This window comes from Geodermatophilus sp. SYSU D00079 (genome assembly GCF_054050635.1).
The window spans coordinates 101,705-128,043 of the sequence record NZ_JBJGZS010000003.1; the positions used below are offsets into that span (position 1 = coordinate 101,705).

Consider the following 26,339-nt stretch of genomic DNA (forward strand, 5'->3'; position numbering starts at 1 on the left):
CGCCGGTCACCCGGACAGCGCCAGCGCGCGGGTCGGGCACTGCGCGACGGCCTCCCGGACGTCGGACTCCTCCCCCGTGCCGGGTTCGGGCCGCAGCACCCGGACGACGCCGTCGTCCCCCACCTCGAACACCGCGGGCGCCAGGGCCTCGCAGGTGCCCGAGCCCACGCAGCGCTCGAGGTCGGCCGTGACCCGCATCAGCCGACCGCCGACAGCCGCGCCGGCAGCCGCTTGATGCCGTTGACGAAGGAGGAGCGCAGCCGGTCGGGCTCGCCGGTGACCTCCAGGTCGGGCAGCTGGTCGAAGAGGGCACGGAAGGTGACGGCCAGCTCCCGCCGCGCCAGGTGCGCCCCCAGGCAGAAGTGCGGCCCCTTCGAGCCGAAGCCGACGTGCGGGTTGGGGTCGCGGGCCAGGTCGAACACCTCGGGGTCGCGGAACACCTCGGGGTCGCGGTTGGCCGAGGCGTAGAACAGCAGGAACTTGTCGCCGGCGGCGAACCGGTGGCCGTTGACCTCGCCGTCCCGCGTGGCGGTGCGGCGCATCCAGGTGACCGGGCTGGTCCAGCGCACCACCTCCTCGACGGCGGTGCGGTCCAGGCCGGGGTCGGCCCGCCAGCGCTCCCGCTGGGCGGGGTGCTCGTGCAGCGCGAGGACGCCCTGGGAGATGGCGTTGCGGGTGGTCTCGTTGCCGGCCACCAGCAGGAGGATGAAGAACGACGCGATCTCCTGGTGCGAGAGCTGCTCGCCGTCCACCTCGGTGGTGACCAGCGCGGTGGTGAGGTCCTGGCGGGGGTGCGCGAGCCGCTCGGCGGCCAGCCCCTCCATGAGCGCGGCCAGCTCCATACCCGCGACCAGGAAGGCGTGCAGCGGGTCGTCCTGGTCCTCGATGAGGTCGGGGTCGCCGCCGGACAGGATGATGTTCGACTGGGCCAGCACGCCGGCGCGGTGCTCCTCGGGGATGCCCATCATGTCGCAGATGACCCGCAGTGGGACCGGTGCCGCGATGTCGGCGACGACGTCGATGGCCCCGCCGTTCGCCGCCGCCGTCCGCCGGGCCCCGGCGAGGACGTCGTCGACCACGGCGCGCACCGAGTCGAGGACCTGCTCCAGCATCCGCGGGGTGAAGGTCTTCGACACGATCCGGCGGATCTTGGCGTGCCGGGGGTCGTCCATGCTGATCAGCGACCCGTAGAACTCGTTGAGGTCGGCCGGGATGTCCTGGATGGAGACCGCCCCCTGCCCGGAGCAGAACACCGCCGGCTGCGAGCTGATCGCCTCGACGTCGGCGTAGCGGGTGACCGCGGTGTAGCCGGGGCCCACCGGCAGCATCGGCATGACCGGCTCGGCGTAGAAGGCCCACGGCCGCTCGCGGCGGAGCGCGGCGAACGTGGCGTGGCGGACCGACGGCGGCCCCGCCCACCAGTCCCGGTCGGACAGGTCGACGGCGTCCAGGTCGACGGGAACGGCGGGGGTCTCGACGGACACGGGCGCTCTCCTCGCGGACGGTCAGCGGTGACCGGAACGCTAGAGAGACGCGGGGGTGACGCACAACACACCGGGCGCGCCGTCGAACGACAGAGGGCCCGGTCACCGTGGTGACCGGGCCCTCCGCGAGGAGTAGCGGGGACAGGATTCGAACCTGTGACCTCTGGGTTATGAGCCCAGCGAGCTACCGAGCTGCTCCACCCCGCGTCGCACCTCCACCATACACGCCGTTCCGACCGCGGCGCCGGGCCCCTCCGGCGCTCGCGAGCCTCACGCTCAAGAGTGGTTCCGACACTTACAGTCGCGGCCGTGACGGCGGAGGTGGCGACGAGCAGCTTCCTCGGCGACCCGCAGCCGGTGGAGGTGTTCCACGCCGGCCACTGGTTCCCCGGCGACCTGCTCGGCTGGCGGTTCGACGAGACCGGCACGTGCCGCATCCGCGTCCGCTGCGTCGTGGGCGGGCTGCGACACACCGCCTGGACCGACCTCGCGCACCTGCGCCTGCCGACCCCGGCCGCCGTAGCGGCACCCGCACCGGCCGTCCCGGCGCCACGGCCCGCTGCGGAGCCCGCGGTGGTGGCCGGTCCGGTGCGGCCGCCCGCGGACGGCGACACCGGTCGGCACCCGCTGCTGCCGGCCGCGGACCGCCGCCCGGCACCGCCCGCCGTCCCGCGGCCCCGTCGCACCGGGCTCGTCGACTGGCTGACCGCCGTCTGACTCCGCGGCCCGGCCGGCCCGCTCGAGCGGACCTGCACGGCTGCTCGAGGGGACACACAGACGACAGTGGCCCTCACAAGAACTGTGAGGGCCACTGTCTGGTGGTGGCGGGGAACGGCCGCACCCCTGCCCGCGACGGGGACGGCGGCGTCTACGGTCCCTCGGATGACGGCCTCCCACTCGCCGAAGGTGCGGTCACCTGCGCAACGGTCACTGCGGGGGGCAGCGGCCCTGGTGCTGGCGGGGCACGGGCTGATCCACCTGTTGGGTGTAGCGCTGCTGTGGCGGTGGGGACAGCCCGGTGAGCTCCGCTACGACGACGTCTCTCCGGCGCCCGGTCCACTGCCCGGGATGATCGTGGGAGGCCTCTGGCTGGCGGCTACGCTGCTGTTCCTGCTGACCGCGGTCCTGCTCGTTGGGGGGAGCCCCGCGTGGCGACCGGTCGGTCTGCTCGCCGCCCTGGTGTCGATCGCCGTGCTGCTGCCCTCGGCCTCGATCGCGCTGGCCGGACTGGTGGTCGACGCTGCCGTGCTGATCGCCGTCGCGGCCGCCGTCGCCGCGTCACACCACAGACCGAGGCGGCCGGACGCAGGAGGAAGGCGGTGACCGGCTCCTCGGCGCCCTGGGCTGCGCGCAGCGTGGGACGGGAGTGGGACCTTCTCAGCAGCAGCTCGGACGAGGTCGGGACCTTCGAGCCCTCGATGGTCGCCGGTCTGCCGGAGCCGGCACGCCGCTGGCTGACCCACGCGATCTCCCCCGGGACCCCGCTGTGGCAGTCGGTGGAGCTGGCCATGCGCGGACAGATCCGCCTCGGCGCGTGGCGGCCGTTCACCGCGCGCCAGGTGCTCGCCCCGCCCCGAGGCTTCATCTGGGCGGCGACCGCTCGACTCCTCGGGATCCCGGTGACCGGGTTCGACCGGCTCAGCTCCGGATCAGGCCAGATGCGCTGGCGGCTGGGCGGGCTCATCCCTGTGATGTCCGCCACCGGTGCTGACGTCACCCGCAGCGCCGCCGGCCGCCTGGCCGGTGAGATGGTCCTGGTACCGACCGCCTTCCCCGCCGCGACCTGGACGCCCGGCTCCGACGGCGACCACGTCGTCGTCACCTGGCGCATCGACGGCCAGGACGAGAGCGCCGAACTCCACATCGGTCCGGACGGCCGGCTGCTCGGCGTGCTCATGCAGCGCTGGGGCAATCCCAACGGGGCACCGTTCGGGCGTTACCCGTTTGGTGTCGCCATCGAGGCCGAACAGACCTTCACCGGCGTCACCATCGGCTCGGTCCTCCGCGCGGGCTGGTGGTGGGGAACGGACCGGCACGCGGAAGGCGAGTTCTTCCGAGCCCAGATCACTGGGGCCACCTTTCGATGAGATGCACCCACCCGGCCTGGCCGGGCGACGCATCGATCAGCGGCCGAGGATGCGGCCACCTCGCAGCAGCCACAGTCCGTAGAGCGGATAGGTGACCGCAGGCGAGCAGGACGGCTGTGGCCGGCCCCTGACCGAGCACCGCACCGGCCGATCCCGCGTCCTGCAGGACGTCGAACAGCGCGTGCAGGGCCAGCGGTGCCCACACGGTGCCCGTGCGCAGCCGGACACAGGCGTGACCGATGCCGAGGAGCGAGGTGACGACGACCAGGGGCAGCACCTCGCCCAACGGCCGCCCCCACGCCCGGACCACCAGGTGCAGCAGACCGAAAGCCACGCCGGAGGCGATCGCGGCCCGCCAGGCGCGCCGGCCGACGAACGCACGCAGGACCACACCGCGCATCACGGGGCCGCGCACAGCGTCGCCGCTTGGCGTCACCGGCACCCCAACAGCCCAACCGCCGCCCGGATCGCCAGTCCGACCCCCTGAGACCGGGCACCGACCTCGTAGGCAGGGGTGGTCCAGCCGATCGGAAGAGTCCGGGAAACGGTCCGCAACGCAGCGAAGACCGGCGCGATTGCGCCGGTCTTCGCTGTCAGGGACCGGTTTCCGGACCCCTGGTGAGTAGCGGGGGCAGGATTCGAACCTGCGACCTCTGGGTTATGAGCCCAGCGAGCTACCGAGCTGCTCCACCCCGCGTCGGTAGGACCAGCGTACCCCCTCGGCCGGGGCGTGCGCACCCGGCCCCGGGGTGGGCTCCCCCACACGGGGACGGGGCAGACCGGCGGCCCACCTCGTCCCCGTGCGGGTGCTCAGCCGCCCGGCGAGGCCGCGGCGCCCTGGGCGGCCTGGTAGGCCTCCACGGCGGTCTGGAGGTCGGCCAGCGCCTGGCCCTGCGCGGCGAAGTCGCCGTTGCGCTGCGCGTTCTCCAGCGCCTGCAGGGCGGCGTTGATGGCGCCGACCGCCTGCTCCATCGCCGGGACGTCCGGCGTCCCACCCGCGTCGGGGGCCGGGTCGGCGGGCGTGGTCGGCTCCGCCGGGGTGGTCGGCTCCGCGGGCGTCGTGGGCTGCGTCGGCGTCCCGTCGCTGTCGGTGGCCGACTCCCCCGCCCCGGCGCCGAACACCTGGTCCAGCGCCTCGGCCAGCGTGTTGGCGTAGCCGACCCGGTCGCCGTAGTTGACCAGCACCTTCTGCAGCAGCGGGAAGGAGTTCTCCCCCGTGCCCTCCACGTACAGCGGCTCCACGTAGAGCAGGCCGTTGCCGCCGATCGGCAGGGTCAGCAGGTTGCCGAACACCGCCCGCGACTCCTGGCTGTTGAACAGCGTGAGGTCCGGGCGCACCTGGTTGTTGGTGATGAACGACTGCTGCACCTGCTGCGGACCGCGGAAGGGCGTGTTGCCCGGCAGCCGCAGCACCTGGATCTCCCCGTAGGTCTCCGGGTCGCTGGACGCGGAGATGAACGACGAGAGGTTCTCGCGGCGGAAGGCGTTGAGCGCGCTGGTCAACTGGAAGCTGGCCTGCTCGTCACCGGGCCGCTGCGCCAGGATGTAGTACGGCGGCTGGGCCTCCTGGGTGTCCTGCGTCGGGTCGGCCGGCACCTGCCAGCGGTCGTTCTGGTTGTAGAAGTCGACCGGGTCGCTGACGTGGTAGCGGGTCAGGATGTCCCGCTGCAGCTTGAACAGGTCCTCCGGGTAGCGGACGTGCCCGACCAGCTCGTCGGACATCTGGTCGCGGGTCTCGATCACGCCGGGGAAGGACTTCATGAACGTCTCGAGGACCGGGTCCTGCTCGTCCCACTCGTAGAGGGTCACCGTGCCGTCGTAGGCGTCCACGGTGGCCTTGACCGAGTTGCGGATGTAGTTGAACTGCTCGTTGGGCAGCGCCGTCGTCCCCGTGCCGGTCAGCGCGTCGGACGCGGCCTCACCGAGCTCCATCGACTCCGAGTACGGGTAGGAGTCCGACGTCGTGTAGCCGTCGAGGATCCAGGTGACCCGGCCGTCGATGACCGCCGGGTACGGGTCGCCGTCCACCTCGAGGAACGGCGCGGCCTTCTCCACGCGCTCCCGCGGGTCGCGCACGTAGAGCACCTTCGAGGCGTCGTTGACCGCGCTGGAGAGCAGGAAGTTGCGCTCCCGGTAGTAGATCGCGAAGGTCAGCTGGCGGAAGAAGCTGCCGATCGCGACGCCGCCCTCGCCGTCGTAGGTGTTGTTGATCTGCCCCTCGTCGGAGCCGTCCTCGGGCTGGTCGAACTCGCGCGGGGTGGACCCCGAGGGAGCGCCCACGACCGAGTAGTCGTCGATCAGCTCGCCGTAGTAGATCCGCGGCTGCTCGACGTCGATGGTGCCGACCGTGGGCAGGTCACGGGTGGTGAAGTTCGGCTCGCCGCCCTCCTGCCCCGCCACGACCTCGTTGGCCGGGGCGGCGACGAAGCCGTTGCCGTGGGTGTAGACGGTGTGCCGGTTGATCCAGGTGTCCTGGTTCTCCGACAGGCCCTCGCTGTCGAGCTCACGGACGGCCACGACGTAGTCGCGGGTCTCGCCGTCGATCGTGTACCGGTCGATGTCGAGCTTCTCGGGGAAGCCGTAGACGTTGCGGATCTGCTGGCGCGCGGTGAACGTGTCGGAGAGGACGTTGGGGTCCAGCAGCCGGGCGTTGGGGATCGTCTCGGTGTCGTTGCGCAGCTCGGCCAGCGCCGCCTGCGTGTCCACCTCGTCGCCGGTGCTCTCCTGCGCGTAGTCGATGTACTCGACGTCGGCGAGGTCGTAGGCCTGCCGGGTCGAGGCGATCGCCCGCTCGATGTAGTCCGACTCCCGCTGGTCGGCGCTGGGCCGGACCACGAACTGCTGCACGATCGCGGGGTAGGCCACGCCGATGACCAGGCTGGACAGCAGGAGCAGCACCAGCGCGGCGGCCGGCAGCCGGAAGTTGCGGACGACGACGTTGGCGAAGAAGGCGATCGCGCAGACCGCCGCGGCGAACACCAGGATCGTCTTGGCCGGCAGCAGGGCGTTGACGTCGGTGTAGCTGGCGCCAGCGAACAGCTCGCCCCGGTCGGAGTAGACCAGCCCGTAGCGGTCCAGCCAGTAGGCCAGGGCCTTGAGGGCGACGAACAGCCCGAGCAGGACCGACAGTTGGATCATCGCCGCCGAGGTCAGCTTCTGCCCCGGCGTCTGCAACCGCAGCCCGCCGAAGACGTAGTGGGTCAGCAGCGCCCCGATCAGCGACAGCAGCACGATCGCGAAGCCGAAGCCCAGCAGCAGCCGGTAGAAGGGGTAGTCGAAGACGAAGAAGGAGATGTCGAGGCCGAACTGCGGGTCGGTCTGGCCGAAGTCGGTGGAGTTCCGGAAGGTCAGCCACGTCTCCCAGTTGCTCTGGGCGGTGAACCCGGCGAACAGGCCCAGGACGACGGCGACGGCGCTGAGCACCAGGGTGCGGCGCGGCTCCAGCGACTGGCGGTAGCGCTCGAGGTTCTGCTGCTCCAGCGACATCGGCCGGAACGTGGGCCGGAAGCGGTAGGCCAGGTAGATGGACAGCGCGGTGAGGCCACCGGTGGCGACGCCGGCGATGGCGAACAGCAGGGCACGCGTCTGCAGCTCGGTCCAGAAGACCTCGGTGTAACCGGTCTCGTCGAACCAGAGGTAGTCGACGTAGACGTTGGTGAGTGTCCCGATGGCCGTGAACAGCACCAGCAGCACGGCGATGGCCCCGATGACCACCTTCGCGCGCCGCGAGAGTGTCGGCACGGACACGGGGGGCCGCATGGCCACGAGCGGTCTCCTTCAGTTGCGGTCGTGGCGGGCAGCCACGGGGTTGCCGGCCGCGGGTGGCCGGGCCGGCCGACCCGGTCGCCGGCGCGGTCCGTCAACCCAGACCAACGCGCGGGACCGCGCCGGGTTCCCCGACCACACGCTCCGGGCGACAGCTTCCCCCACGCGGCCCACGGCGTGGGGCGCGGGCGTCCTCAGCAGGATTCGGGGGTGCGGTCGGCACGGAAGTCGGCGAGGGCCTCGAGGGCGTCGTCGAGCGTGGCGACGCGGGCCGTCGTGAGCCCCTGCTGCGGCGCGGCCAGCGCGTCGGCGCAGTTGCCCGCCGGCACCAGGAACAGCTCCGCGCCGATGTCGGCGGCGGCGACCATCTTCAGCTGGATCCCACCGATCGGGCCCACGTCGCCGTCGGCGTCGATGGTCCCGGTGCCGGCCACCAGGGCGCCCCCGGTGAGGTCGGTGTCCCCGACCAGGTCGAGGATGCCGAGGCTGAGCATCAGCCCGGCCGACGGCCCGCCGACGTCGGCCACGCGGATGTCGACGTCGAACGGCGCGGAGGGCTGCTCGCGGACGAGCACCCCGAGCCGCGAGCCCCCGCCGTCCTCGGCGGTGCCGGTGGTCACCGTCGCCGTCCCCGGCTCGCCCAGGCGGGTGTAGCCGACGGTGACCGACGACCCGCCGGGGATCGAGCCCAGGACCTCGTCGAGCGCCGCCGTGTCCGGCGTCGGGCGGCCGTCGACGCTGTCGATCGCGTCGCCCTCCTCCAGCACCCCCTCGGACGGTGAGTCGCCCGACAGGCCCCGCACGACCACCTTGACCGGGTAGCCCAGCCGGCCCAGCGCCGCGGCCTCGGCGGCCTCCTCGGAGCTCAGGAACGCCTGCCGGTTGGCCTCGCGGGTCTCCTCCTCGCTGCGCCCCGACGGGTAGACCGTCTCCTCGGGGACGACGCTGACCTCGTCGTCGAACCAGCCCCGCACCGCCTCCACGAGACTCAGGCCGGCACGGCTGACCCCCACGGTGGTCAGCGTCAGCTGCCCCTCGACGTCGTTGCGCTCCCGCCCCTGGACGGCGATCACCGGCTCGCCGTCGATCTCCCCCAGGGTGTCGAACGTCGGACCGGGCACCTGCGCGACGTAGGGCACCGGCACCGCGGCGCCGAGCAGACCGAAGACCACCAGCAGCACGACACCGACGCTGAGGACGGCGATCCGACGGGTCACGACCGGCGAGCCTATGTCGCGCGCCTGGACGCGGCCGCGGCCTCCGCGGGTTCCCGGTTCCGCTCCGGGCGGACGGCGACCCGGCGTGAAGATCACGCGTCTACCGTGGGGGCATGAGCGATCTCCCGTTCGGCTTCGGCGTCCCCGACCGCGACCCCGAGCGTCGCGGCGAGCCCGGATCGGGGGCCGGCAACGATCCCTTCGGGTCCGGAGCGGCGAACGACCCGTTCGGGCTGGGTGCCCTCTTCGGCGGCGGTGGGGCGGGCGCGGGTACCCCGGAGGAGCTGCTCGCCAAGATGCCGCTGTTCGCCGAGCTGCAGAAGCTCATGAGCTGGTCGGGCGGCCCGGTCAACTGGGACCTCGCCCGGCAGGGCGCGATCAGCTCGCTGGCCGCGGGGTCGCAGCCGACGTCCGAGGCCGAGCGCACCGCCGTCGCCGAGGCGCTGCGGCTGGCCGACCTGTGGCTGGACCAGGTGACGGAGCTGCCCTCGGGCGTCGACCGGCCACTGGCGTGGTCGCGGGTCGAGTGGGTGGAGCAGACCCTGCCCGCGTGGAGCAGCCTCATCGACCCGCTCGCCGAGCGGGTCGTGTCCGCCATGACCGGCGCGCTGCCGCCCGAGGCCGCCGCCATGGCCGGGCCGCTGGGCGGGCTCATGGGCCGGATGGGCGGGGTGCTCTTCGGCGCCCAGGTCGGCCAGGCCCTCGGGCGGCTGTCCGGTGAGGTCCTCACCAGCACCGAGGTCGGGCTGCCCCTGGCACCGGCCGGCTCCGGGGTCCTGCTGCCGCAGAACGTCGCCGAGTTCGCCACCGGCCTCGACCGCCCCCTCGAGGAGGTGCGGCTGTTCCTCGCGCTGCGCGAGGCCGCCTCCCAGCGGCTGTTCGCCCACGTGCCGTGGCTGCGCCAGCAGCTGCACGACGCCGTGCACGCCTACGCGCGGGGCATCACCGTCGACCGCGAGGCCATCGAGCGCGGCGTCAGCGAGGCCATGGGCTCGATGGGCGGGATCGACCCGACCGATCCGGAGAGCATCCAGCAGCTCCTGGGCAGCGGCCTGCTGGAGCCGGAGGAGACCCCGGAGCAGCAGATGGCGCTGCGCCGGCTGGAGACCCTGCTGGCGCTGGTCGAGGGCTGGGTGGACGCCGTCGTCGCCGCGGCCGCCGGTGAGCGGCTGCCCGGTCACGGCGCGCTCGCCGAGACGATGCGCCGCCGCCGGGCCTCCGGCGGCCCGGCCGAGCAGACCTTCGCCACCCTCGTCGGCCTGCAGCTGCGCCCGCGCCGCCTGCGCGACGCGGCCACGGTCTGGGGCGCGATGGCGCAGCGCCACGGCAGCGCCGAGCGGGACCGGCTGTGGTCCCACCCCGACCTGCTGCCCACCTCCGACGACCTCGACGAGCCGCTGGACTTCGTGGCCCGGCAGGGAGTGGACGACGAGCTGCGCGCCCTCACCGCCGACGACGCCGAGGACCGCGGGGACGACCCCGGGGAGGGTCCGCAGCGCTGAGCGCGGGCCTCAGTCGACCGGGTCGTCGTCCCCGGTCGACGGGCTCTCGCCCCCGGCGTGCGCGACCTCGACGCCCTCGAGGAACCCGCGGGCCCGCTCGGCCCGGGGATAGCGCGCCACGAGGGCCCAGAAGCGGGCGTCGTGGCTCGGCTCGATCAGGTGCGCGAGCTCGTGGACGAGCACGTAGTCCACGACGTACTCCGGCATCGTGCGCAGCCGGCTGGACAGCCGGATCGTGCGGTCGGCCGGCGTGCACGACCCCCAGCGCCGCTGCTGGTTGTCGACCCAGCGGACGCTGGCCGGCTGCGGCACACCGTCGAAGTGGGCCTCCGACAGCGCCCGGGCCCGGGCGATCAGCTCGTCGTCCCCGCCCAGGGACCGCCGGCGGCGCTCCTCGCGGGTCTGCAGCTTGGCGACCATTTGCGCCACCCAGCGGCGCTCCTCCGCGGGGCTGAAGGCCGCCGGGATGAGGACCACGGTGCGGCCGGACTCCCGGTAGGCGGTCACCGTCCGGCGGCGGCGGGCGCTGCGCCGCACCTCCACGTCGTCCGGCAGGACCGTCGCCGCCCGGCCGCGGTCCGACCCGGCGCCGGGGACGGCGCGGGCAGCCCGGCGGTCCTCCCGCGGTGCGGCGGCGGGGACGGGGCTGTGCGGGGCGTCGGGGGTCGTTCCGGGCACGCAGGAACCGTAGTTGCCCCGACCTGCGGTCCGCGCCCGGACCCACCCCTGCTCACGCGTTTGTCGCACGGACGGTGGACACGACGGCGCCCGTCCCGGGGACGTCCCCCGTCCACACCCTCCGGCGCGCTGTTCCCGCAGGTCGGCAGGCACATCGCACCCCTGGTCGCCGACCTCCGCCCGGGTCCGTCCCCGGCCTGCGCACAGCGACACGCCGCCGCGTCCCCACGCCCTCCACAGGTCTGTCCACAGGCTGGAGGTCCACGGTGCCGGCGGACCTCCCCGTCGGCCGGGGACCCCGCCCGGCGCCGGGTAGCGTTCCGGCAACGGCGCCCGAGACGGGTGCCGAGAGGTCCGGACGACGAGGAGGCACCGTGGCGGAGAGCTACAACGGCTACTGCGTGAAGTGCAAGGAGAAGCGCGACTTCGACGGCGAGGTCAAGGTCAGCGAGTCCGGCCGCCGCATGGCGCAGGGCACCTGCCCCGTGTGCGGCACGAAGATGAACCGGATCCTCGGCAAGGCCTGAGACCCCCGGGCCCCGGACGGCGGCGTCCCGCACCGCGGGCGCCGCCGTCGTCGTCCCCGGCCTGTGGACGACGCCAGCGGGCCGGCCGCTCCCGCTGGCACCCTGCCCGCGTGAGTGAGACCGCCCACCCCCTGCTCCCCCCGACCGTCCCCCTGCTGCGGTCCACCACGCCCGCCGGCGACGCGGCGGTGCAGGTGGGCGGGGTCGACACGGCCGACGGGCTGCTCGTGGGCCCCGACACCGGCCTCACCGCACTGCTGCGCGGCCTCGACGGGCGCCGGGCCCAGCGCACCGTGGTGGCCGAGGCCGTGCGGGCCGGCCACGACCCGGCGGCGGTCGCCGCCCTGCTCGACGGGCTGCGGGCCACCGGGCTGCTGGTCGACCTCGACGCCGCGGACCTGCTGGCCGCCGACGCGGGGCCGGCCGCCGCGGCCCGGACGCGCGCGGAGCTGCCGTCGGCGACCGGGCCGGGCGCGGACAGGTTCCCGGCGGGCTCCGCGTGGCAGGCCCGTCGGGCCGCGGCGGTGGTGGTCGAGGGGGCCACCCGGGTGGGTGTCCCCCTCGCCGGTCTCCTGGCCGCCAGTGGTGTGGGTCGGGTCAGCGTCCGCGACGACGGCCTGGTCGCCGCCGGGGAGGCCGTCGTCGGCGGGGTCGGCGCGGCGGACGAGGGGCGCCCCCGGGCCCTCGCGGCGGCCGACGCCGTCCGCCGGACCAGCCCGCAGACCGACCTGCGGCCTCTGCCGGCCGGCACCTCCCCCGACCTCGCGGTCCTCACCGGCCCCTGGGCCGCCTCCGACCCGGCGGCCGCGGACCTCCAGGCCCGTGGCGTCCCGCACCTGGTGGCGACCGTCCGCGGCGAGACCGGCGTGGTCGGTCCCCTGGTGGTCCCCGGCGTGAGCAGCTGCCTGCGTTGCGCGGACCTGCACCGTCGGGACGCCGACCCGCGCTGGCCGGCCCTGGCCGCTCAGCTGACCAGTGGCGGCGGGGTGCCGGGCGGCGCCACGGTCACCTGCGTGATGACGGCGGTGGTCGCGGCCGTGCAGGCCCTCGCCTACCTCGACGGTCGCGCTGCACCGGTGGCGCTGGGGGCGACCCTGGAGCTGCGGGTGCCCGACCTCCTGCCGCGCACCCGCCGCTGGCCTCCCCACCCGGACTGCGGCTGCACGCGGGCGGCGGCTCCTCCGGGGTGACACCAGGTCGCCTCCGACAGCGCTGCACCTGCCCCTCGGGGGACAATGACGGCAGAGTGCGCCTGCGGCCCCACACCGGGGGCAGCCGCGACCGCGGCCGACGAGCGCCAGCGAGGAGGACACGTGACCGAGCGTGCGAGGTCACGCGGGCGCACGGCACCGCCGGTTCCGCGGCCGAGGAGCGCCAGCGACGAGCGCGGGCGCACGGCACCGTCGCGCCGGCGGCCGGCGGCCGGCGAGGGGGCGACCGCGTGAGCGAGACCGAGGGCAGCATGCCCAGGGGCTCGGTGGCGCGGACGGCACGGCTGGCGTCACTGCCGCTGGGCGCCGCCGGCCGGGCCACGCTCGGCATCGGCAAGCGACTGTCGGGCCGGCCCGCCGACGCGGTCGCCGCCGAGCTGCAGCAGCGCACCGCCGAGCAGCTGTTCGCCGTCCTGGGTCAGCTCAAGGGCGGGGCGATGAAGCTCGGCCAGACCCTCTCGGTGTTCGAGGCCGCGGTCCCGGAGGAGGTGGCCGCGCCGTACCGCGAGGCGCTGGTGAAGCTGCAGGAGGAGGCGCCGCCGATGGCGGCCCGCACCGTCCACGCGGTGCTCGCCCAGCAGCTCGGGGGCAGGTGGCGGGAGCGCTTCCGCCACTTCGACGACGCGCCCGCGGCCGCCGCCAGCATCGGGCAGGTGCACCGGGCGACCTGGCGGGACGGCCGCGACGTCGCGGTCAAGATCCAGTACCCCGGGGCGGCCACCGCCCTGATGGCCGACCTCAACCAGCTGTCCCGCTTCGCCCGGCTGTTCGCCGCCCTGTTCCCCGGGATGGACGTGAAGCCGCTGATCGCCGAGCTCAAGGCGCGGGTCGTGGAGGAGCTGGACTACGGGCTGGAGGCGGACGCGCAGCGGGCCTTCGCCGCCGCCTACGTCGACGACCCGGAGATCGTCGTCCCCCGGGTGGTGGCCAGCGCCCCGAAGGTGATCGTGTCGGAGTGGCTCGAGGGCACGCCGCTGTCGCGGGTCATCGCCTCCGGCACCCGGGAGCAACGCGACCGCGCGGGGCACCTCATGGCGGTGCTGCACTTCTCCGGCCCGCAGCGGGCCGGGCTGCTGCACGCCGATCCGCACCCCGGCAACTTCCGGCTGCTCGCCGACGGCCGGCTCGGCGTCATCGACTTCGGCGCCACCGCCCGCCTGCCCGACGGGCACCCGGAGCCGATCGGCCGGCTGGTGCGCTGGGCGCTGGAGGGCCGCGCCGACGACGTCCTGGCCGATCTCCGGACCGAGGGCTTCGTGCGCCCGGGCGTCGAGGTCGACGCGCAGGGCGTCCTGGACTACCTGCGCCCGCTCCTCGAGCCGATCGAGGGCCCGTACTTCCACTTCACGCGCGCCTGGATGCAGGAGCAGGCCGCCCGCATCGCCGATCCGCGCAGCGAGGCCAGCCGGCTGGGCCGGATGCTCAACCTGCCGCCGGCCTACCTGCTCATCCACCGGGTGACGATCGGCTCGATCGGGGTGCTCTGCCAGCTCGACTGCGCGGGGAACTACCGCGGGGTGCTGGAGGAGTGGCTGCCGGGCTTCACCGGCTGAGGGGCTCCGTCAGGGGTCCAGCCGCGCCTCGAGGTCGCGGACGTGCCGCCGGGCGCAGGTGGGACACAGGGCCGTGGGTCGTCCTGGCGGTCGGGCGCCGGGCGTCCCGGTCGGTCGGGGTGGGGTGCTCGTCGACCAGCCCGTCGCGACGTCGGCCGGGGTGCCGGTCCGGCCGCACTCGGTGCACACCAGGGGCTCGGGGTCCACTCCCCCAGCGTGCCCGCGGGCAGGCGGTCTGCACAGGGGGCGGCCGGGCCGGACGCACCGGGAGCGTCCGGACCCGGCCGCGGTCGGGCGGAGGCGGGCGGCCTCCGCGGGGGTGCCGCCGTCAGCGGACGGCGGCGCTGGCCCGCGCGGCGCGCCGCGTCGCGTACTCGGCGCGACGGGCCCAGCGGCGGGCGGCGCGCAGCCGGCGGGCGCGCGCGGCGGTGTCGGCCTCGGCGCGCAGTTCGCGCAGCCGGTCGACGGCCAGGTCGTACTCGTAGCTGTTCACGGCAGGTCCTCGGGTCTCTCGCTGTGACCCGCGCTCAGCGGGCCGATGGGTTCTCGTCGTCGGGTCGTCGTCGGTCCGGCCGCTCATGCGACGGCCACCTTGCGCGGGCGTCCGCGGGGGCGCTTGCGTGGGATGACCACGCCCCGCTCGAAGATCTCCCCGCCCCACACCCCCCACGGCTCGCCGCGGTCCAGCGCACCGGCGAGGCACGCGTCACGGACCGGGCAGGCCGCGCAGAGCGTCTTGGCCTGTTCCAGCTGCGCCGGGCTCTCGGCGAACCACAGGTCCGGGTCGTCCCGGCACGGCAGGGGTCGCCGCACCGGAGCCGGGGCGGCGGGCGCTGCCGGCCGTCGGGGGAGGGAACCGCCGGTCCGGGGGAGCCCGGGTCGGCGGTGGGACGTCGGGCGGTCGATCGTCTGCTGCACTGCCGCTCCTCCTCGTACTCGTCGTCTGCAGCCGGCGGGGGCCCGCCGACCGGAGTCGGGGCCGGGTGCCGCGGAGATGACAGAGGCCGCGGATCCCGGGTTCGGGTTCCGCGGCCTCGAGGAGGACCGGTCGAGCGCTAGCTCAGCGGTCTCCCCGGGGAGTGGATCCCGAGGGGGGTGGTGCCGTCGTGCTGGGTGTTCGGCGTACGGACGCCGGTGGCGTCGAAGGCGTCGGCCACACGGGTGGCATCGGACCCACGGGTGGCGTCGAAGCCACCGGTGGTGGGCGCGATGCCGAACGCAGGGGTGCCGGGGAACGGAGCGCCGGGCACCACGGTCTGCACGACACGGGTGGCGACGGCGGCGGTCAGCGGCAGGGCGCGCAGGCGCAGGGCGACGGGCCGGCCGCCGCAGGCGGCCGGACGCGCGACGAGGCGGCCCGGGCCGGAGACCCCGGCGGGGGCGCTGGACCACATGGTGCTGATCATCGTGTCCCCTCCTCCCGGGGTCGGGGTCCGGCCGTGCGGCCGGGCCCTGGCTTGGTGCGGCCCGGGGCGGTACCCCGAGCGCGAGATGGACAGTAGGGGGCCGCCGCGGAGGCGGTCAACGCATTTAATTCCTCGGTGTGGCGGTGATGCGGGACACCCGTCGACCGCAGCACCCCGTGAGTGCTCAGGCGCTGACGGTCGCGAGCACGTCCTCGCCGTAGAGCTCCAGCTTGCGGGCGCCGATGCCGGGCAGCGCCCCGAGCTCCCGCAGGGTGGTCGGCCGGCTCTCGGCGATGGCCTGCAGCGTCGCATCGGTGAACACGACGTAGGCGGGCACCGACGCGGACGCCGCCGCCTCGCTGCGCCAGGCCCGCAACCGCTCGAACAGCTCCCCCGCCGCCCCCTCGAGCACCACCTTGGCGCGCTTCTGCCGGCGCGGTGCCGGCGCCGCCGTGGGGGCCGACTCGGGCACCAGCCCGGTGAGGAAGCGGCTGCGCGGTCGCGAGCGGCGGCCCCCGGGGTTGCGGGCCAGCGACCACGACAGCGTCAGGTGCTCGCGGGCGCGGGTCACGGCCACGTACAGCAGCCGGCGCTCCTCCTCCACCGCCTCGGGCCGGGAGAGCGACTGCGCGATGGGCAGGACGCCGTCGACCAGGCCGACGACGAAGACGACGTCCCACTCCAGCCCCTTGGCCGCGTGCATCGACGCCAGGGTGACCCCCTGCACGGTCGGCGCGTGCTGCGCGTCGGCCCGGGCCGCCAGGTGCGCGACGAAGCCGGCGAGGTCCAGCGTGGGGGTCTCGGCCACCAGGTCGACGGCCAGGTCGACCAGCGCGGCGAGGGACTGCCACCGGTCCCGCGCGGCGCCGCCGGGCGGCGGTCGGTGCTCGACCCACCCGGTGGAGGCGAGCACGTCACGCACCGTGGGCACCAGCGCCCCGGGTTCCGAGCCCCCGGCCGCGGCACCACGCAGCAGCAGGACCGCCTCGCGCACCTCCGGCCGCTCGAAGAAGCGCTCCCCGCCCTTGAGCACGTACGGGACACCGGCGTCGGTCAGCGCGTTCTCGTAGACCTCCGACTGGGCGTTGATCCGGAACAGCACCGCGATCTCGGCCGCCGGCGTCCCGGCCTCGATGAACGCCCGGCAGGCCTGGGCGACGGCGGCGGCCTCGGTGGGCTCGTCGGGGTGCTCGAAGAACCGCGGCGCCGGGCCCTCGGCGCGCTGGCCGAGCAGCCGCAGGCCGGGCAGCCCCTTGCGGGGCGGCGCCTGCCCGATCAGCTTGTTGGCCAGCGCCACCACCTGCGGGGTCGACCGGTAGTCGCGCTCGAGCTTGACCACCTCGGCGTCGGGATAGCGGTCGGCGAAGCCCAGCAGGTAGTCGGGGTCGGCCCCGGTGAAGGAGTAGATGGTCTGGTTGGGGTCGCCGACGACGCAGACGCTGGCCCGCCCGCCCAGCCAGGCGTCGAGCAACCGCTGCTGCAGCGGGTTGACGTCCTGGTACTCGTCGACGACGAAGTGCCGGTACTGCCCCCGCACCTCGCGGGCGACCTCGGGGTGTTCCTCGAGTGCGTAGGCGGTGACCAGCAGGAGGTCCTCGAAGTCGAGGACGCCGTCGCGCTGCTTGGCCGACTCGTAGCCGGCGTACACCTGCGCGACGACGGACGGCTCGAACGGTGGCTCGCGGCCGGCGGCCTGCGCCCGGGCCGGGTAGTCGTCGGGCGTGGCCAGCGTGGTCTTGGCCCACTCGATCTCGCTGGCGAGGTCACGCAGGCTGGTCCGGTCGGTGGACAGCCGGGCACGGGAGGCCGCGGAGGCGACCAGCCGCAGCTTGTTCTCGACCAGTCCGGGCATCGGCCCCCCGAGCACCCGCGGGGCGAAGTAGCGCAGCTGGCGCATCGCGGCGGCGTGGAACGTGCGCGCCTGCACCCCGCCCACCCCGAGCCCGGCCAGGCGGCTCCGCAGCTCTCCCGCCGCCCGCGCGGTGAAGGTCACCGCCAGGACCTGCTCGGGCACGAAGGCACCGGTGTGGACGCCGTAGGCGATGCGGTGGGTGATCGTGCGCGTCTTGCCGGTGCCGGCACCGGCGAGGATGCAGACCGGCCCGGTCACCGCCTGCGCGGCCGCGCGCTGCTCGTCGTCCAGCTGCGCGAGCACCGCCTCGGCACCCTGGACGACGTCGGGCGCCCCGGCGAGCTGCGACATCCGGACTCCTCCCCTCGGCCGGCTGTCCCGACGGCCGGCCCCATCCTCCCAGCCGGCGACGACGGTGCGGGGAAGCATCCCCAGGGGCGTGGTGTTGGGGTCTTCGGTGGCGCGGACACCCCGCGCCACGGCCCCGATCGACCAGGAGGACCCCCTCGATGAGCGCACCCACCGCCGCTGTGACCATGTACACGACCCCGTGGTGCGGCTACTGCGTGCGACTGAAGAAGATGATGCAGCTCGAGGGGATCGAGTACGCCGAGGTCGACATCGAGCGCGACCCGGCCGCCGCGGAGATCGTCATGAACGCCAACGGGGGCAACCGCACCGTCCCGACCCTCGTCTTCGCCGACGGCACCGCCCTGACCAACCCGAGCATCGCCCAGGTGAAGTCGCAGCTGGCGGAGGCCACCAGCGCCTGACGGCGAGTGGTCCCCCCGTGCCGTTGCGCCACCGGGCATGATCGTCGTCCTGAGGGTCGCGACCGCGGCCCCTGGACGTCCCGGCCGGCGGCCGGGCCCACGCCCCGCGGGAGGACGCCGTCGTGAGCCCACGCGTCGAGCACACTGCCACCGCGGCCGTTCGCCCGGACGACGCACCCCCGGTGGAGGAGCCGGCGGTCGCCGTGGTCCGCACCCGCCGCGGCTGGTCGGTGCTGGCGCCCGGGCGTGCCGAGGACGTCGCTGACCTCGTCGAGGGCATGTCGCTCGCCGACCTCGTGGCCGAGGAGCTGGGCGCGTTCGTCGAGCCCGACCGCACCGCGCGGCGGGCCGCCCGAGGCGCCCCGACGGACGCCGACGCCGACGCCGACCCCCGCGACGCCCGCCTGGCCGCCCTCGAGCGCACCGTCTCCCAGCTGGAGCACGCCCTGGCCGCGCGGGTCTCGACCGAGCGGGCGATCGGCGTGCTGGCCGAGCGGAACGGCACGACCCCGCGGCACGCCTTCGAGCTGCTGCGCGGGGAGGCCCGCGCGCAGGGCCGGCCGGTCGCCGAGCTGGCCCGCGGGGTGCTGGACGCGCTGGAGGCGCGCACCGGCGCAGCCGCACCACCGCCGTCCCGCACCCCCGGGGACGCCGGCCCGCTGCCGGAGGGCCGGTCCTGACCCGTCCGGAACCGCTGACCCCCGCGGCGCTGGCCGACCGGCTGGCCGCCCTGCTCGCCGACCTCGCACCGGAACCGGGTGCCGCGGCGCTGCGGGTCGCCGTGGACGGGCCCGACGTCGCCGCGCCCGAGGAGCTCGCCCAGGCCGTCGCGGACCGGCTGCCGCCCCTGGGCCGTCCCGCCGTCGTCGTCCCCGCGGGCGGGTTCCTGCGGCCGGCCTCGCTGCGGCTGGAGCACGGCCGGACCGACCCGGACGCCCGGTACACCGACTGGCTGGACGCGGGCGCGCTCACCCGCGAGGTCCTGGGACCCATCGGCCCCGGGGGCGCCGGCACCTACCTGCCGGTGCTGTGGGACGTGGCCCGCGACCGCGCCGCGCGCGCCCGACCGCGGCCGATGCCGGCCGGTGGCGTGCTCCTCGTCCCGGGGTCGCTGCTGCAGGGGCTCGGGCTGGCGTTCGACGTCGTCGTCCACCTGCGGGTCGCCCCGGCCGCCCGGCGGCGGCGCACCCCGGCCGAGCGGGCCTGGGAGCTGCCGGCCTTCGACCGCTACGACGCCGAGGTGGACCCGGTGTCCCTGGCCGACGCGGTCGTGCTGGCCGACTCCCCCGACCACCCCGCCCTCGTGCTGCAGGGGCGCCTCGTCAGCTGAGCTCCCCGTCGACCCACCGGTCGATGATGTGCCGGGCGATGGAGACCGCCGGCGGGAGGGCCTGCGGGCCGTCGCCCGACCGCAGCTCGTCCCGCGTGAACCAGCGGGCCTCCTCGATCTCGGTGGGGTCCAGCCGCAGCGTGGGGTCACCCTCGACCCGGGCGGTGAAGCCGAGCATCAGCGACTGCGGGAAGGGCCACGGCTGGCTGCCCACGTAGCGGATGTCGGTCACCGCGACGCCGACCTCCTCGGCGACCTCCCGCGCCACGGCCCCCTCGGCGGACTCCCCCGGCTCGACGAACCCGGCGAGGATGGAGAACCGGCCGGGCGGCCAGACCGCCTGCCGGCCGAGGATGCACCGGTCGCCACCGTCGTGGACGAGCATGATCACCGCGGGGTCGGTGCGCGGGAAGAGCTCGGCGCCGGTCTGCGGGTCGCGCCGGACCCAGCCGGCCCGTTCCACCGTGGTCTCCGCCCCGGACAGCGGGCTGAAGCGGTGCCGTTCGTGCCACTCGATGATGCCGATGGCCTGGGCCAGCAGGCCGGCGTCGAGGTCGCCGAGGTCGGCGCCGAGCTCGCGCAGGCCGGCCCAGCCGTCGACGGGGCGGCCGCCGACGGTCAGCCGCCGGTCCGCCCGCACCGCGGCGTAGGGCACGCCGTCGGCCTCACCGAGGTAGACCGCGCCGGCGGGCAGCTCGGGCTGCTCCTCCCAGAGCAGCCGGGGGCCGCCCTCCGCCTCCTGGACCGGCACCGTCCGGCGCTCGTCCACCACGAGCACCCGGACCGGACGCCCGCCGGTCGGGTCGGGCAGCGACCGCGCCAGGTGGCTGCGGTCGTGTGCCGAGCGCGACAGCACCGGCAGCGGACCGGCCGGGGACGGCGTGCTCTCCGGCCACGCGACGGCGGCGCGGTCGGCGGGTGGGTCGCCCGCGGGCCGGTCGCCGGGTGCCGGGTTGTCGGCCGGGGTGCTGCCGCCGGCGGGGACGCTCACGGGGTCTCCTCGCTGCCGCTGGTGGATCGCCTGGACCGCGCCGTCGGGCCGGCGGCCCCGGTCACGCGCCCGGCTCCGGGCCCGCCGCGGCACTGGCGGTGACGTCGACGGGGCCGAGGGTCCGCAGCGGGCCGGCCACCCGCTCGGCGTCCCCGACCACGACCGCCGTGAGCCCCGCCGGCTGCAGGTACCGCTGGGCGGCGGCCTGCACCTCCTCGACGGTGACCTCCGCGAGGGCGCGCTGGTGCTCGACCAGCCAGTTCGGGGGCAGGCCGGCGCCGACCAGCGCCGAGAGGGTGCTGGCCAGCCCGGTGTGGGTGGCGGTGGACAGCGCCATGCTGCCCAGCACGTAGCGCCGGGCGCCGTCGAGCTCGTCGGCATCGACCGGGGTCAGCGCCATCCGGCCCAGCTCGTAGAGGATCTCCAGCATCGCCGGCCCGGTGACCTCCGTGGCGACGTCGGCCTCCACCAGGAACGAGGAGGCCGCGGCCAGGTGGTCGACGGAGCTGCGCGGGCTGTAGGTGTACCCCCGCCGCTCGCGGATGTTCTCGACCAGCCGCGAGGAGAAGTAGCCGCCGTAGACCATGTTGGCCAGCCGGACGGCGGCGAGGTCCGGGTCGGTGCGGCGCGGGGCGGGGCCACCCAGGCGGATGTTGGACTGCACCGCCCCGGGCCGGTCGACCACCTCGAGGTGGCCGACCGCCAGCTGGGGCGCCGGCGGCGCGGTGACCGCCGTCCCCTCACCGGTCCAGCCGGCCAGTGCCGTCGCTGCGGCGTCGACCGCCGCGGCGGGGTCCAGGTCGCCGACCAGGACCAGCGTGCTGCCCGACGGCAGCACGCGCTCACGGTGCAGCTTGCGCAACGCCGGACCGCGCACGGCCGAGACCAGCTCGGGGGTGGGCAGCTGCTCGGCGTAGGGGTGGGCGCCGTAGCGGCGGGCCGCCAGCGCGGTGCGGGCGATCACCCCCGGCTGCGAGCGGGCGATGGAGATGCGCTCGGCGACGCGGGCGCGCTCGGCCTCGACCAGGTCGGCCGGGTAGGTGGCGCTGGTCAGGACCTCGGCGAGCACGCCCAGGACGGGGGCCAGCCCCTCGGCCAGCAGCGTGGTGGAGAACAGCAGCCGGTCGGGGTCGCTGGAGACCGACAGCTCGCCACCGTGGGCCTGCATCAGCTGGGCGATGCCGGCCGCGTCGTGCTGGGCGGTGCCCAGCAGGGCGGCGCCGGCGAGGACCGACGTCCGGGCGCTGTGCGCCGCCGCCGTGCGGGCCGTCGCGGCGGCGAACGGGACCCGAAGCCGCAGCTCGACCAGCGGGACGCCGGGCCGCGGGACGACGACCAGCCGCAGCCCGTTGGGCAGGGTGGTCTCCGTGACCGACAGCTCGGGCTGGGGGCGGGGCTCACCCAGCGGCGGCACGAGGCCCAGGTCGGGGGCGCCGGTCACCGTCGTCCTCCCGTCGCACGCAGTTCGAGGACCGCGGCGGTGCCGGGGTCCAGCCCGGCCGCCGCGGTCTGCAGCTGCTCGGGGGTGACCGCCGCCAGCCGGGCGGCGAGCTCCCCGGCCAGCTCGGCGCGGCCGTGGATGAGCTCGGCGGAGGCGAAGGCCAGCGTGCGGCCGAGCACGGAGTCCGCCTGGCGCAGCAGCTGGGCCTCCGCCCGGGCCTGCACGCGGGCCAGCTCGTCGGCGCCGACGCCGTCGGTGGCCACGCGCCCGATCTCCTCGTGCACCGCCGCGAGCACCTTCTCCACCGTCACCGACGCCGGGTGGTGTACCTGGGTGGTGAGCAGGGTGGCGTCGCGGACGTCGAACGGGTCCCCGAACATCCCCACGTAGCTGCTCTGCGCCACGGCCAGCTGGTCGTCGTGCACCAGCCGGCGCTCCAGCCGCGAGGCGTCGCTCTCGCTGAGCAGCTCGGCGAGCAGCACCGTGCCCAGGTAGGTGTCGAGGTCACCGACGGGGTCGGGGACCCGCCAGCCGATCGCGACCGCCGGCGTGGGGGCCAGGCGGTCCTCGACGACCCCGGAGCGCACGGTCGTCGGTGACGGCTCCCCGGTGTAGGGCGTCGGCGGCACCTCGCGGGCCTCGATCGGGCCGAACCACCGCCGCACCAGGCGCTCGGTCTCCTCGACGTCGAGGTCCCCGCCCAGGCACAGGACGGCGTTGCCCGGCGCGTAGTAGCGGTGGAAGAAGTCCCTCGCGTCCTCGACGGTCGAGGACTCCAGGTCGACGAAGGAGCCGTAGCCGTCGTGGGTGTTGGCGAAGCTCTCGAAGGCGATCTGCGGCAGCTGCAGCCAGGGGAAGGCGCCGTAGGGCCGGTTGAGCACGTTGACCCGGATCTCCTCCTTCACCACGTCGATCTGGTTGCGGAGGTTCTCCTCGGTGATGGCCGGTGCCGCCATGCGGTCGGCCTCGAGGAACAGCGCCCGTTCCAGCGCCTCGGCGGGCAGCGCCTCGTAGTAGTTGGTGTAGTCCTGGTGGGTCGAGCCGTTGAAGGACCCCCCGGCCGCCTGCACGAGGCGGGCGTGCTCCATCTTCGGCACGTTGGCCGAACCCTGGAACATCAGGTGCTCGAAGAGGTGGGCGAATCCGGTGCGGCCCTGCGGCTCGTTGCGCATCCCGACGTCGTAGAAGACGGTCACGGCGACCACCGGCACGCTGCGGTCGGGTGCGAGCACGACCCGCAGCCCGTTCTCCAGTCGGAAACGCTCCACCGGGTGCCGGAGGGTGAGGTCGGCCCCAGCTGCTGTCACGTGCCGACACTAACCGGGATGGGCGACGGGCCGCTGCGTGGTCGACCGCCGAGGCGCACCGGCCGGCGTCCCGACCACCTCGGACCGCCGGGCCCGGTGGGGCCCGGCAGTCACCGGAGGACGGGGGTGGCGGGAACGGGGGTCAGTCGTCGTCGCCGCCGCGGCCACGGCCGCGGGAGTCGTCACCCGGGCCGTCGTCGGACCCGTGACCCCCACCGACCCGACCGGCGGAGTCGTCGTACCGGGGCGCCCCGGTGGGAGCGGACGGGACGGGCGTGGCCGCGGAGTCGTCCCGCCCGCGCCCGCGGCCGGAGTCGTCGGCGCGTGGCCCCTCGACGGAGAACTGCGGCGTCCCGTCGGCGGCGCAGGCGACCGTCACCTCGAGGTCCTGGGTGCCGTTCTCGAACTCGACCTGACCCGGGTCCTGGGAGTCGTCGAGCCACCACCCGGTGGCCGGCGTACCGCTGAGCGAGAGGGCCCCGGTGTCGCAGGTGGCCACCACCGTGCCGGCGACCGTGGTGTGCTGCCCGGGCACCGCGGCCGACGGGGCGGGAGCGTCGGGCGCCGGCGCCGGCTGCTGGCTGCCGGTGGCCGCCGCGGGAGCCGGCGCGCTGGAGGACGACCGGTCGTCGGGAGGCGCGGCGCCCGCGTCGACGGCGGAGACGGCGAGGACGCCGAGCCCGACGGCGGCGGCTGCGGAGGCGGTCCAGAGGATGCGGGGTGCGAGGGTCCGTGTCATGGCGCAGACCCTGTCGCCGCGGTGGTCAAGCCCGCGTCAAGGCACCGTTAAGGGCGGTGCAGGTGCCGCTGGAGCGGTCAGAGGACCTCGACGGCGTCGACCAGCCGGTCGATGACGCCGTACAGCTCGGCGTGGGTGTTGGGGATGGAGACGTAGAGCAGCGCCGGTGCCGGGCGACCGACGTCGACCAGCAGCAGCGCGGCGCGCTCCCCCGTCGCGTCGTAGCCGGCGACGTCCCAGGTGAGGTCGAACTCGATCAGGTGGGCCGCCGCGCCGTCCACGGTGCGGGCCTCGTCCCGCAGGACGCGCCGCTCGTTGGGCGCCGGGTAGTAGTTGGCCCGCACGCTGTCGGCGACCTGGGTGACGGTGCCCTGCAGGCCGTCGGGCCCGGCGTAGCCGAAGCCGGACGCGAGCGGGCCGGAGGTGCACTGGGCGATGAAGGTGCCGCCGTCGGGGGTGACGTCCTGCGTGGTGAAGAACTGCCCGGCGACCGCGGTGGTCTCGACGACGATGCCCAGGTCGTACTCGTACCAGCCGTCCCCGAGGAAGGGGTAGGAGATGCCCGCCGCCTCGTCGATGATCCGGACCGTGCCGGGCGGGAAGGTGGGCCCGGCGGCGGCCGGCGGGCCGGGGGCGGCCCCCTCGTCGCCGGCGACGGTGCTGGAGGGCCGGCCCACCAGGAACCCGATCAGGACGACGAGGACCACGCCCAGCACCGACAGCCCGACGACCCACCCCGTGCGCCGCCCGCCCGCGCGCGGCGGCTCCTCGGGCGGGACGACGGACGGCGCGACGACGGACGGCGGGACGGAGGACGGCGCCGCGGGCTGCGCCGGTGCGGCCAGCACCTGCACGCCCGGGCCGGCGGGGGTGGTGACGTCGGACCAGCTGACGCCGTTCCACCAGCGCACCACCCCGGGGGCGCCGTCGGGGTCGGGGTACCAGCCAGGGGGTGCACTCCCCTGCCCTGTTGCCGTCACGGCGCCAGCCTAGGACCGCCGTCCGGCCGCACCGGACGGCGACGGGCGGTCACCGGCCGGGAAGGGCACCGCCGCGAGCTCGCGCCACAGGTGGGCGGCGGCCTCGGCACCCCGGTAGAGCATCGGCAGCAGGACCCGCTCGTTCGGCGAGTGGATGCGGTCGGTGGGGAGGCCCGCGCCGAGGAACAGCAGCGGCGCGCCGAGGACGTCGACCAGGTCGGCCTCCGGCCCGCTGCCGCCCTCGCGGGTGAAGAGCACGTCGGCGGGGTCGCGGTCGAAGGCCCGCCCGATCGCGGCGAGCAGCGCGGCCATCGCCGGCGAGTCCAGGTCGCTGGCGCACGGGGAGACGCCCCCGGGCGGGGTGTGCACCTCGGCCTCGATGCCCTCGGGGAGGCGCTCCTCGACCCAGGCGCGCAGCATCGGGCCGACGTCCGCAGGTGCCTGGTCGGCGACCAGCCGGAAGGTCAGCTTGGCGTGCGCCTCGGCCGGGATGATCGTCTTGTGGCCGGGGCCGGTGTAGCCGCCCCACATGCCGTTGACCTCGGCCGTGGGCCGGGCGCCGATCCGCTCGAGCGTGCTGAAGCCGGCCTCGCCGCTGGCCGTGCGGGACGCCGCGGGCCCGGCCAGCCAGGCGGCCTCGTCGAACGGCACGCGGGCCATGAGCGCACGCTCCCGGTCGGTCAGCGGCCGCACCCGCTCGTAGAAGCCGGGCAGCGTCACCCGGCCCTGCTCGTCGTGCAGCCCGGCGAGCAGGCTGGCCATGGCGTGCAACGGGTTGGGGACGCCGCCGCCGAAGGAGCCCGAGTGCAGGTCGACGGCGGGCCCGCGGAGGGTGATCTCGGCGTCGGCCAGACCGCGCATCGCGACCACGGCGCTGGGCACGTCGGGGGCAGCCATCCCGGTGTCGCTGACCACGACGACGTCGCAGCGCAGCCGGTCGGCGCGCTCGCGGAGCAGGTCGGCGAAGTGCGGCGAGCCGGACTCCTCCTCGCCCTCCACCAGCAGCTTGACCGTCACCGCGGGGGTGGTGCGGCCCGTGGCGGCCAGGTGGGCGCGCAGGCCGAGCAGGTGGAAGGCGACGTTGCCCTTGTCGTCGATGGCGCCGCGGGCGTGCAGCTCGGGCCCGTCGGGACCCTCGACGCGGGTCGGCTCGAACGGTGGGTGCTCCCACAGCTCGACGGGGTCGACCGGCTGGACGTCGTGGTGGCCGTAGACCAGCGCCACCGGGGCGCCCGGGTCGGCCGAGGGCCACTCCGCGTACACCGCGGGGGCGCCGGGTGTCGGCCAGATCTCCACGGTCGGGAAGCCGGTCCGCCGCAGCGCCTCGGCCAGCCACTCGGCGCTGGCCGCGACGTCGCCGGCGTGCACCGGGTCCGCCGAGATCGACGGGATGCGCAGCCAGGCGTCGAGGTCGGCGTGCAGGTCGTCGAGGTGCGCGGTGACGAAGTCGCGTTCAGGGCTGCTCACGCCCCGACGCTAGCGCCGGGCGCGGGGGC

The 26,339-nt window shown here is 75.4% G+C and carries 26 protein-coding genes and 2 tRNA genes; 10 read left to right on the plus strand and 18 right to left on the minus strand.

What is annotated here, in order from left to right:
* Positions 1 to 6 precede the first annotated feature (6 nt).
* The 3 genes from ACI79E_RS04210 to ACI79E_RS04220 form a co-directional block, all read right to left on the minus strand.
* The gene (locus tag ACI79E_RS04210; protein ID WP_456931289.1) at positions 7 to 198 is read right to left on the minus strand and encodes a ferredoxin; all 192 of its coding nucleotides are present in this window, start codon (positions 196 to 198) and stop codon (positions 7 to 9) included.
* Positions 198 to 1,484: a cytochrome P450 gene (locus ACI79E_RS04215; RefSeq protein ID WP_456931290.1), complete on the minus strand. Its 1,287-nt coding sequence runs from the start codon at positions 1,482 to 1,484 to the stop codon at positions 198 to 200. The genes ACI79E_RS04210 and ACI79E_RS04215 overlap by 1 nt, the downstream gene beginning before the upstream one ends.
* A 133-nt stretch (positions 1,485 to 1,617) precedes the next feature.
* Positions 1,618 to 1,691 (minus strand) — tRNA-Met (locus ACI79E_RS04220).
* Positions 1,692 to 1,793: 102 nt separating this feature from the next.
* Here ACI79E_RS04220 and ACI79E_RS04225 point away from each other — a divergent pair.
* The 3 genes from ACI79E_RS04225 to ACI79E_RS04235 all read left to right on the plus strand — a co-directional run bounded on the left by ACI79E_RS04225 (position 1,794) and on the right by ACI79E_RS04235 (position 3,571).
* The gene (locus ACI79E_RS04225; protein WP_456931291.1) at positions 1,794 to 2,201 is read left to right on the plus strand and encodes a hypothetical protein; all 408 of its coding nucleotides are present in this window, start codon (positions 1,794 to 1,796) and stop codon (positions 2,199 to 2,201) included.
* Between the two features lie 165 nt (positions 2,202 to 2,366).
* Positions 2,367 to 2,807 carry a hypothetical protein gene (locus tag ACI79E_RS04230; RefSeq protein ID WP_456931292.1) on the plus strand — a complete coding sequence of 147 codons (441 nt, stop codon included), beginning with the start codon at positions 2,367 to 2,369 and terminating at the stop codon, positions 2,805 to 2,807.
* Positions 2,804 to 3,571 carry a DUF6544 family protein gene (locus ACI79E_RS04235; RefSeq protein WP_456931293.1) on the plus strand — a complete coding sequence of 256 codons (768 nt, stop codon included), beginning with the start codon at positions 2,804 to 2,806 and terminating at the stop codon, positions 3,569 to 3,571. The genes ACI79E_RS04230 and ACI79E_RS04235 overlap by 4 nt, the downstream gene beginning before the upstream one ends.
* Here ACI79E_RS04235 and ACI79E_RS04240 read toward each other — a convergent pair.
* From ACI79E_RS04240 to ACI79E_RS04255, 4 genes are all read right to left on the minus strand, one after another.
* Positions 3,549 to 4,013, minus strand: a complete 465-nt coding sequence (locus tag ACI79E_RS04240; RefSeq protein ID WP_456931294.1) for a CPBP family intramembrane glutamic endopeptidase — start codon at positions 4,011 to 4,013, stop codon at positions 3,549 to 3,551. The two genes, ACI79E_RS04235 and ACI79E_RS04240, sit on opposite strands and share 23 nt — an antisense overlap.
* Positions 4,014 to 4,194: 181 nt before the next feature.
* Positions 4,195 to 4,268 (minus strand) — tRNA-Met (locus ACI79E_RS04245).
* A gap of 113 nt (positions 4,269 to 4,381) precedes the next feature.
* Positions 4,382 to 7,318, minus strand: coding sequence for a UPF0182 family membrane protein (locus tag ACI79E_RS04250; RefSeq protein ID WP_456931295.1), 2,937 nt, complete (start codon positions 7,316 to 7,318; stop codon positions 4,382 to 4,384).
* 212 nt (positions 7,319 to 7,530) lie between these two features.
* Positions 7,531 to 8,553, minus strand: coding sequence for a YlbL family protein (locus tag ACI79E_RS04255; protein WP_456931296.1), 1,023 nt, complete (start codon positions 8,551 to 8,553; stop codon positions 7,531 to 7,533).
* A 113-nt stretch (positions 8,554 to 8,666) separates the two neighbouring features.
* Here ACI79E_RS04255 and ACI79E_RS04260 point away from each other — a divergent pair, with 113 nt between their 5' ends.
* Entirely contained in the window at positions 8,667 to 10,055 is a 1,389-nt protein-coding gene (locus ACI79E_RS04260; protein ID WP_456931297.1) for a zinc-dependent metalloprotease, read from the plus strand.
* A 9-nt stretch (positions 10,056 to 10,064) separates the two neighbouring features.
* On the opposite strand, the gene ACI79E_RS04265 is transcribed toward ACI79E_RS04260, so the two are convergent.
* Entirely contained in the window at positions 10,065 to 10,733 is a 669-nt protein-coding gene (locus ACI79E_RS04265) for a M48 metallopeptidase family protein (protein ID WP_456931298.1), read from the minus strand.
* A gap of 374 nt (positions 10,734 to 11,107) precedes the next feature.
* On the opposite strand from ACI79E_RS04265, the gene ACI79E_RS04270 reads away from it, so the two are divergent.
* The 3 genes from ACI79E_RS04270 (at position 11,108) to ACI79E_RS04280 (ending at position 14,024) form a co-directional block, all read left to right on the plus strand.
* Positions 11,108 to 11,260 (plus strand): DUF5679 domain-containing protein, encoded by a 153-nt coding sequence (locus ACI79E_RS04270; RefSeq protein ID WP_012950213.1) that lies wholly within the window; start codon positions 11,108 to 11,110, stop codon positions 11,258 to 11,260.
* Positions 11,261 to 11,370: 110 nt separating this feature from the next.
* The gene (locus ACI79E_RS04275; RefSeq protein ID WP_456931299.1) at positions 11,371 to 12,450 is read left to right on the plus strand and encodes a ThiF family adenylyltransferase; all 1,080 of its coding nucleotides are present in this window, start codon (positions 11,371 to 11,373) and stop codon (positions 12,448 to 12,450) included.
* A gap of 251 nt (positions 12,451 to 12,701) precedes the next feature.
* A complete protein-coding gene (locus ACI79E_RS04280; RefSeq protein WP_456931300.1) occupies positions 12,702 to 14,024 on the plus strand; it encodes an ABC1 kinase family protein in 1,323 nt (440 codons plus the stop codon).
* 328 nt (positions 14,025 to 14,352) lie between these two features.
* Here ACI79E_RS04280 and ACI79E_RS04285 read toward each other — a convergent pair whose 3' ends face one another.
* The 4 genes from ACI79E_RS04285 to ACI79E_RS04300 all read right to left on the minus strand — a co-directional run bounded on the left by ACI79E_RS04285 (position 14,353) and on the right by ACI79E_RS04300 (position 17,633).
* Positions 14,353 to 14,517: a hypothetical protein gene (locus ACI79E_RS04285; protein ID WP_456923783.1), complete on the minus strand. Its 165-nt coding sequence runs from the start codon at positions 14,515 to 14,517 to the stop codon at positions 14,353 to 14,355.
* Positions 14,518 to 14,600: 83 nt separating this feature from the next.
* Complete coding sequence (locus ACI79E_RS04290) at positions 14,601 to 14,837, minus strand: WhiB family transcriptional regulator (RefSeq protein WP_456931301.1); 237 nt, start codon at positions 14,835 to 14,837, stop codon at positions 14,601 to 14,603.
* A 242-nt stretch (positions 14,838 to 15,079) separates the two neighbouring features.
* The gene (locus ACI79E_RS04295) at positions 15,080 to 15,430 is read right to left on the minus strand and encodes a hypothetical protein (protein WP_456931302.1); all 351 of its coding nucleotides are present in this window, start codon (positions 15,428 to 15,430) and stop codon (positions 15,080 to 15,082) included.
* Between the two features lie 184 nt (positions 15,431 to 15,614).
* Entirely contained in the window at positions 15,615 to 17,633 is a 2,019-nt protein-coding gene (locus tag ACI79E_RS04300; protein ID WP_456931303.1) for an ATP-dependent helicase, read from the minus strand.
* Positions 17,634 to 17,791: 158 nt separating this feature from the next.
* Between ACI79E_RS04300 and ACI79E_RS04305 the strand changes: the two genes are divergently transcribed.
* From ACI79E_RS04305 to ACI79E_RS04315, 3 genes are all read left to right on the plus strand, one after another.
* Positions 17,792 to 18,055: a mycoredoxin gene (locus ACI79E_RS04305; RefSeq protein WP_456931304.1), complete on the plus strand. Its 264-nt coding sequence runs from the start codon at positions 17,792 to 17,794 to the stop codon at positions 18,053 to 18,055.
* 122 nt (positions 18,056 to 18,177) lie between these two features.
* On the plus strand, positions 18,178 to 18,735 hold the full coding sequence (locus tag ACI79E_RS04310) for an ANTAR domain-containing protein (protein ID WP_456931305.1): 558 nt from the start codon (positions 18,178 to 18,180) through the stop codon (positions 18,733 to 18,735).
* 101 nt (positions 18,736 to 18,836) lie between these two features.
* Positions 18,837 to 19,385, plus strand: coding sequence for a uridine kinase (locus ACI79E_RS04315; RefSeq protein WP_456931306.1), 549 nt, complete (start codon positions 18,837 to 18,839; stop codon positions 19,383 to 19,385).
* On the opposite strand, the gene nudC is transcribed toward ACI79E_RS04315, so the two are convergent.
* The 6 genes from nudC to ACI79E_RS04345 all read right to left on the minus strand — a co-directional run bounded on the left by nudC (position 19,378) and on the right by ACI79E_RS04345 (position 26,310).
* Positions 19,378 to 20,376 carry an NAD(+) diphosphatase gene (gene nudC, locus ACI79E_RS04320; RefSeq protein ID WP_456931307.1) on the minus strand — a complete coding sequence of 333 codons (999 nt, stop codon included), beginning with the start codon at positions 20,374 to 20,376 and terminating at the stop codon, positions 19,378 to 19,380. The genes ACI79E_RS04315 and nudC overlap by 8 nt on opposite strands.
* Positions 20,377 to 20,437: 61 nt before the next feature.
* Positions 20,438 to 21,817, minus strand: coding sequence for a M16 family metallopeptidase (locus ACI79E_RS04325; RefSeq protein WP_456931308.1), 1,380 nt, complete (start codon positions 21,815 to 21,817; stop codon positions 20,438 to 20,440).
* Positions 21,814 to 23,124 carry a M16 family metallopeptidase gene (locus tag ACI79E_RS04330; RefSeq protein ID WP_456931309.1) on the minus strand — a complete coding sequence of 437 codons (1,311 nt, stop codon included), beginning with the start codon at positions 23,122 to 23,124 and terminating at the stop codon, positions 21,814 to 21,816. Before ACI79E_RS04330 ends, ACI79E_RS04325 begins: the two co-directional genes overlap by 4 nt.
* Positions 23,125 to 23,266: 142 nt before the next feature.
* On the minus strand, positions 23,267 to 23,863 hold the full coding sequence (locus ACI79E_RS04335; RefSeq protein ID WP_456931310.1) for a hypothetical protein: 597 nt from the start codon (positions 23,861 to 23,863) through the stop codon (positions 23,267 to 23,269).
* A 77-nt stretch (positions 23,864 to 23,940) separates the two neighbouring features.
* Complete coding sequence (locus tag ACI79E_RS04340; RefSeq protein WP_456931311.1) at positions 23,941 to 24,843, minus strand: DUF2510 domain-containing protein; 903 nt, start codon at positions 24,841 to 24,843, stop codon at positions 23,941 to 23,943.
* 9 nt (positions 24,844 to 24,852) lie between these two features.
* The gene (locus ACI79E_RS04345) at positions 24,853 to 26,310 is read right to left on the minus strand and encodes a M20/M25/M40 family metallo-hydrolase (protein ID WP_456931312.1); all 1,458 of its coding nucleotides are present in this window, start codon (positions 26,308 to 26,310) and stop codon (positions 24,853 to 24,855) included.
* Positions 26,311 to 26,339 lie beyond the last annotated feature (29 nt).

Coding starts and splice junctions, on each gene's coding strand:
- ACI79E_RS04210 (WP_456931289.1), bottom strand. CDS start 198: ATGCGGGTCACGGCCGACCTCGAGCGCTGCGTGGGCTCGGGCACCTGC.
- ACI79E_RS04230 (WP_456931292.1), top strand. CDS start 2,367: ATGACGGCCTCCCACTCGCCGAAGGTGCGGTCACCTGCGCAACGGTCA.
- ACI79E_RS04260 (WP_456931297.1), top strand. CDS start 8,667: ATGAGCGATCTCCCGTTCGGCTTCGGCGTCCCCGACCGCGACCCCGAG.
- ACI79E_RS04295 (WP_456931302.1), bottom strand. CDS start 15,430: ATGATCAGCACCATGTGGTCCAGCGCCCCCGCCGGGGTCTCCGGCCCG.
- ACI79E_RS04300 (WP_456931303.1), bottom strand. CDS start 17,633: ATGTCGCAGCTCGCCGGGGCGCCCGACGTCGTCCAGGGTGCCGAGGCG.
- ACI79E_RS04305 (WP_456931304.1), top strand. CDS start 17,792: ATGAGCGCACCCACCGCCGCTGTGACCATGTACACGACCCCGTGGTGC.
- ACI79E_RS04335 (WP_456931310.1), bottom strand. CDS start 23,863: ATGACACGGACCCTCGCACCCCGCATCCTCTGGACCGCCTCCGCAGCC.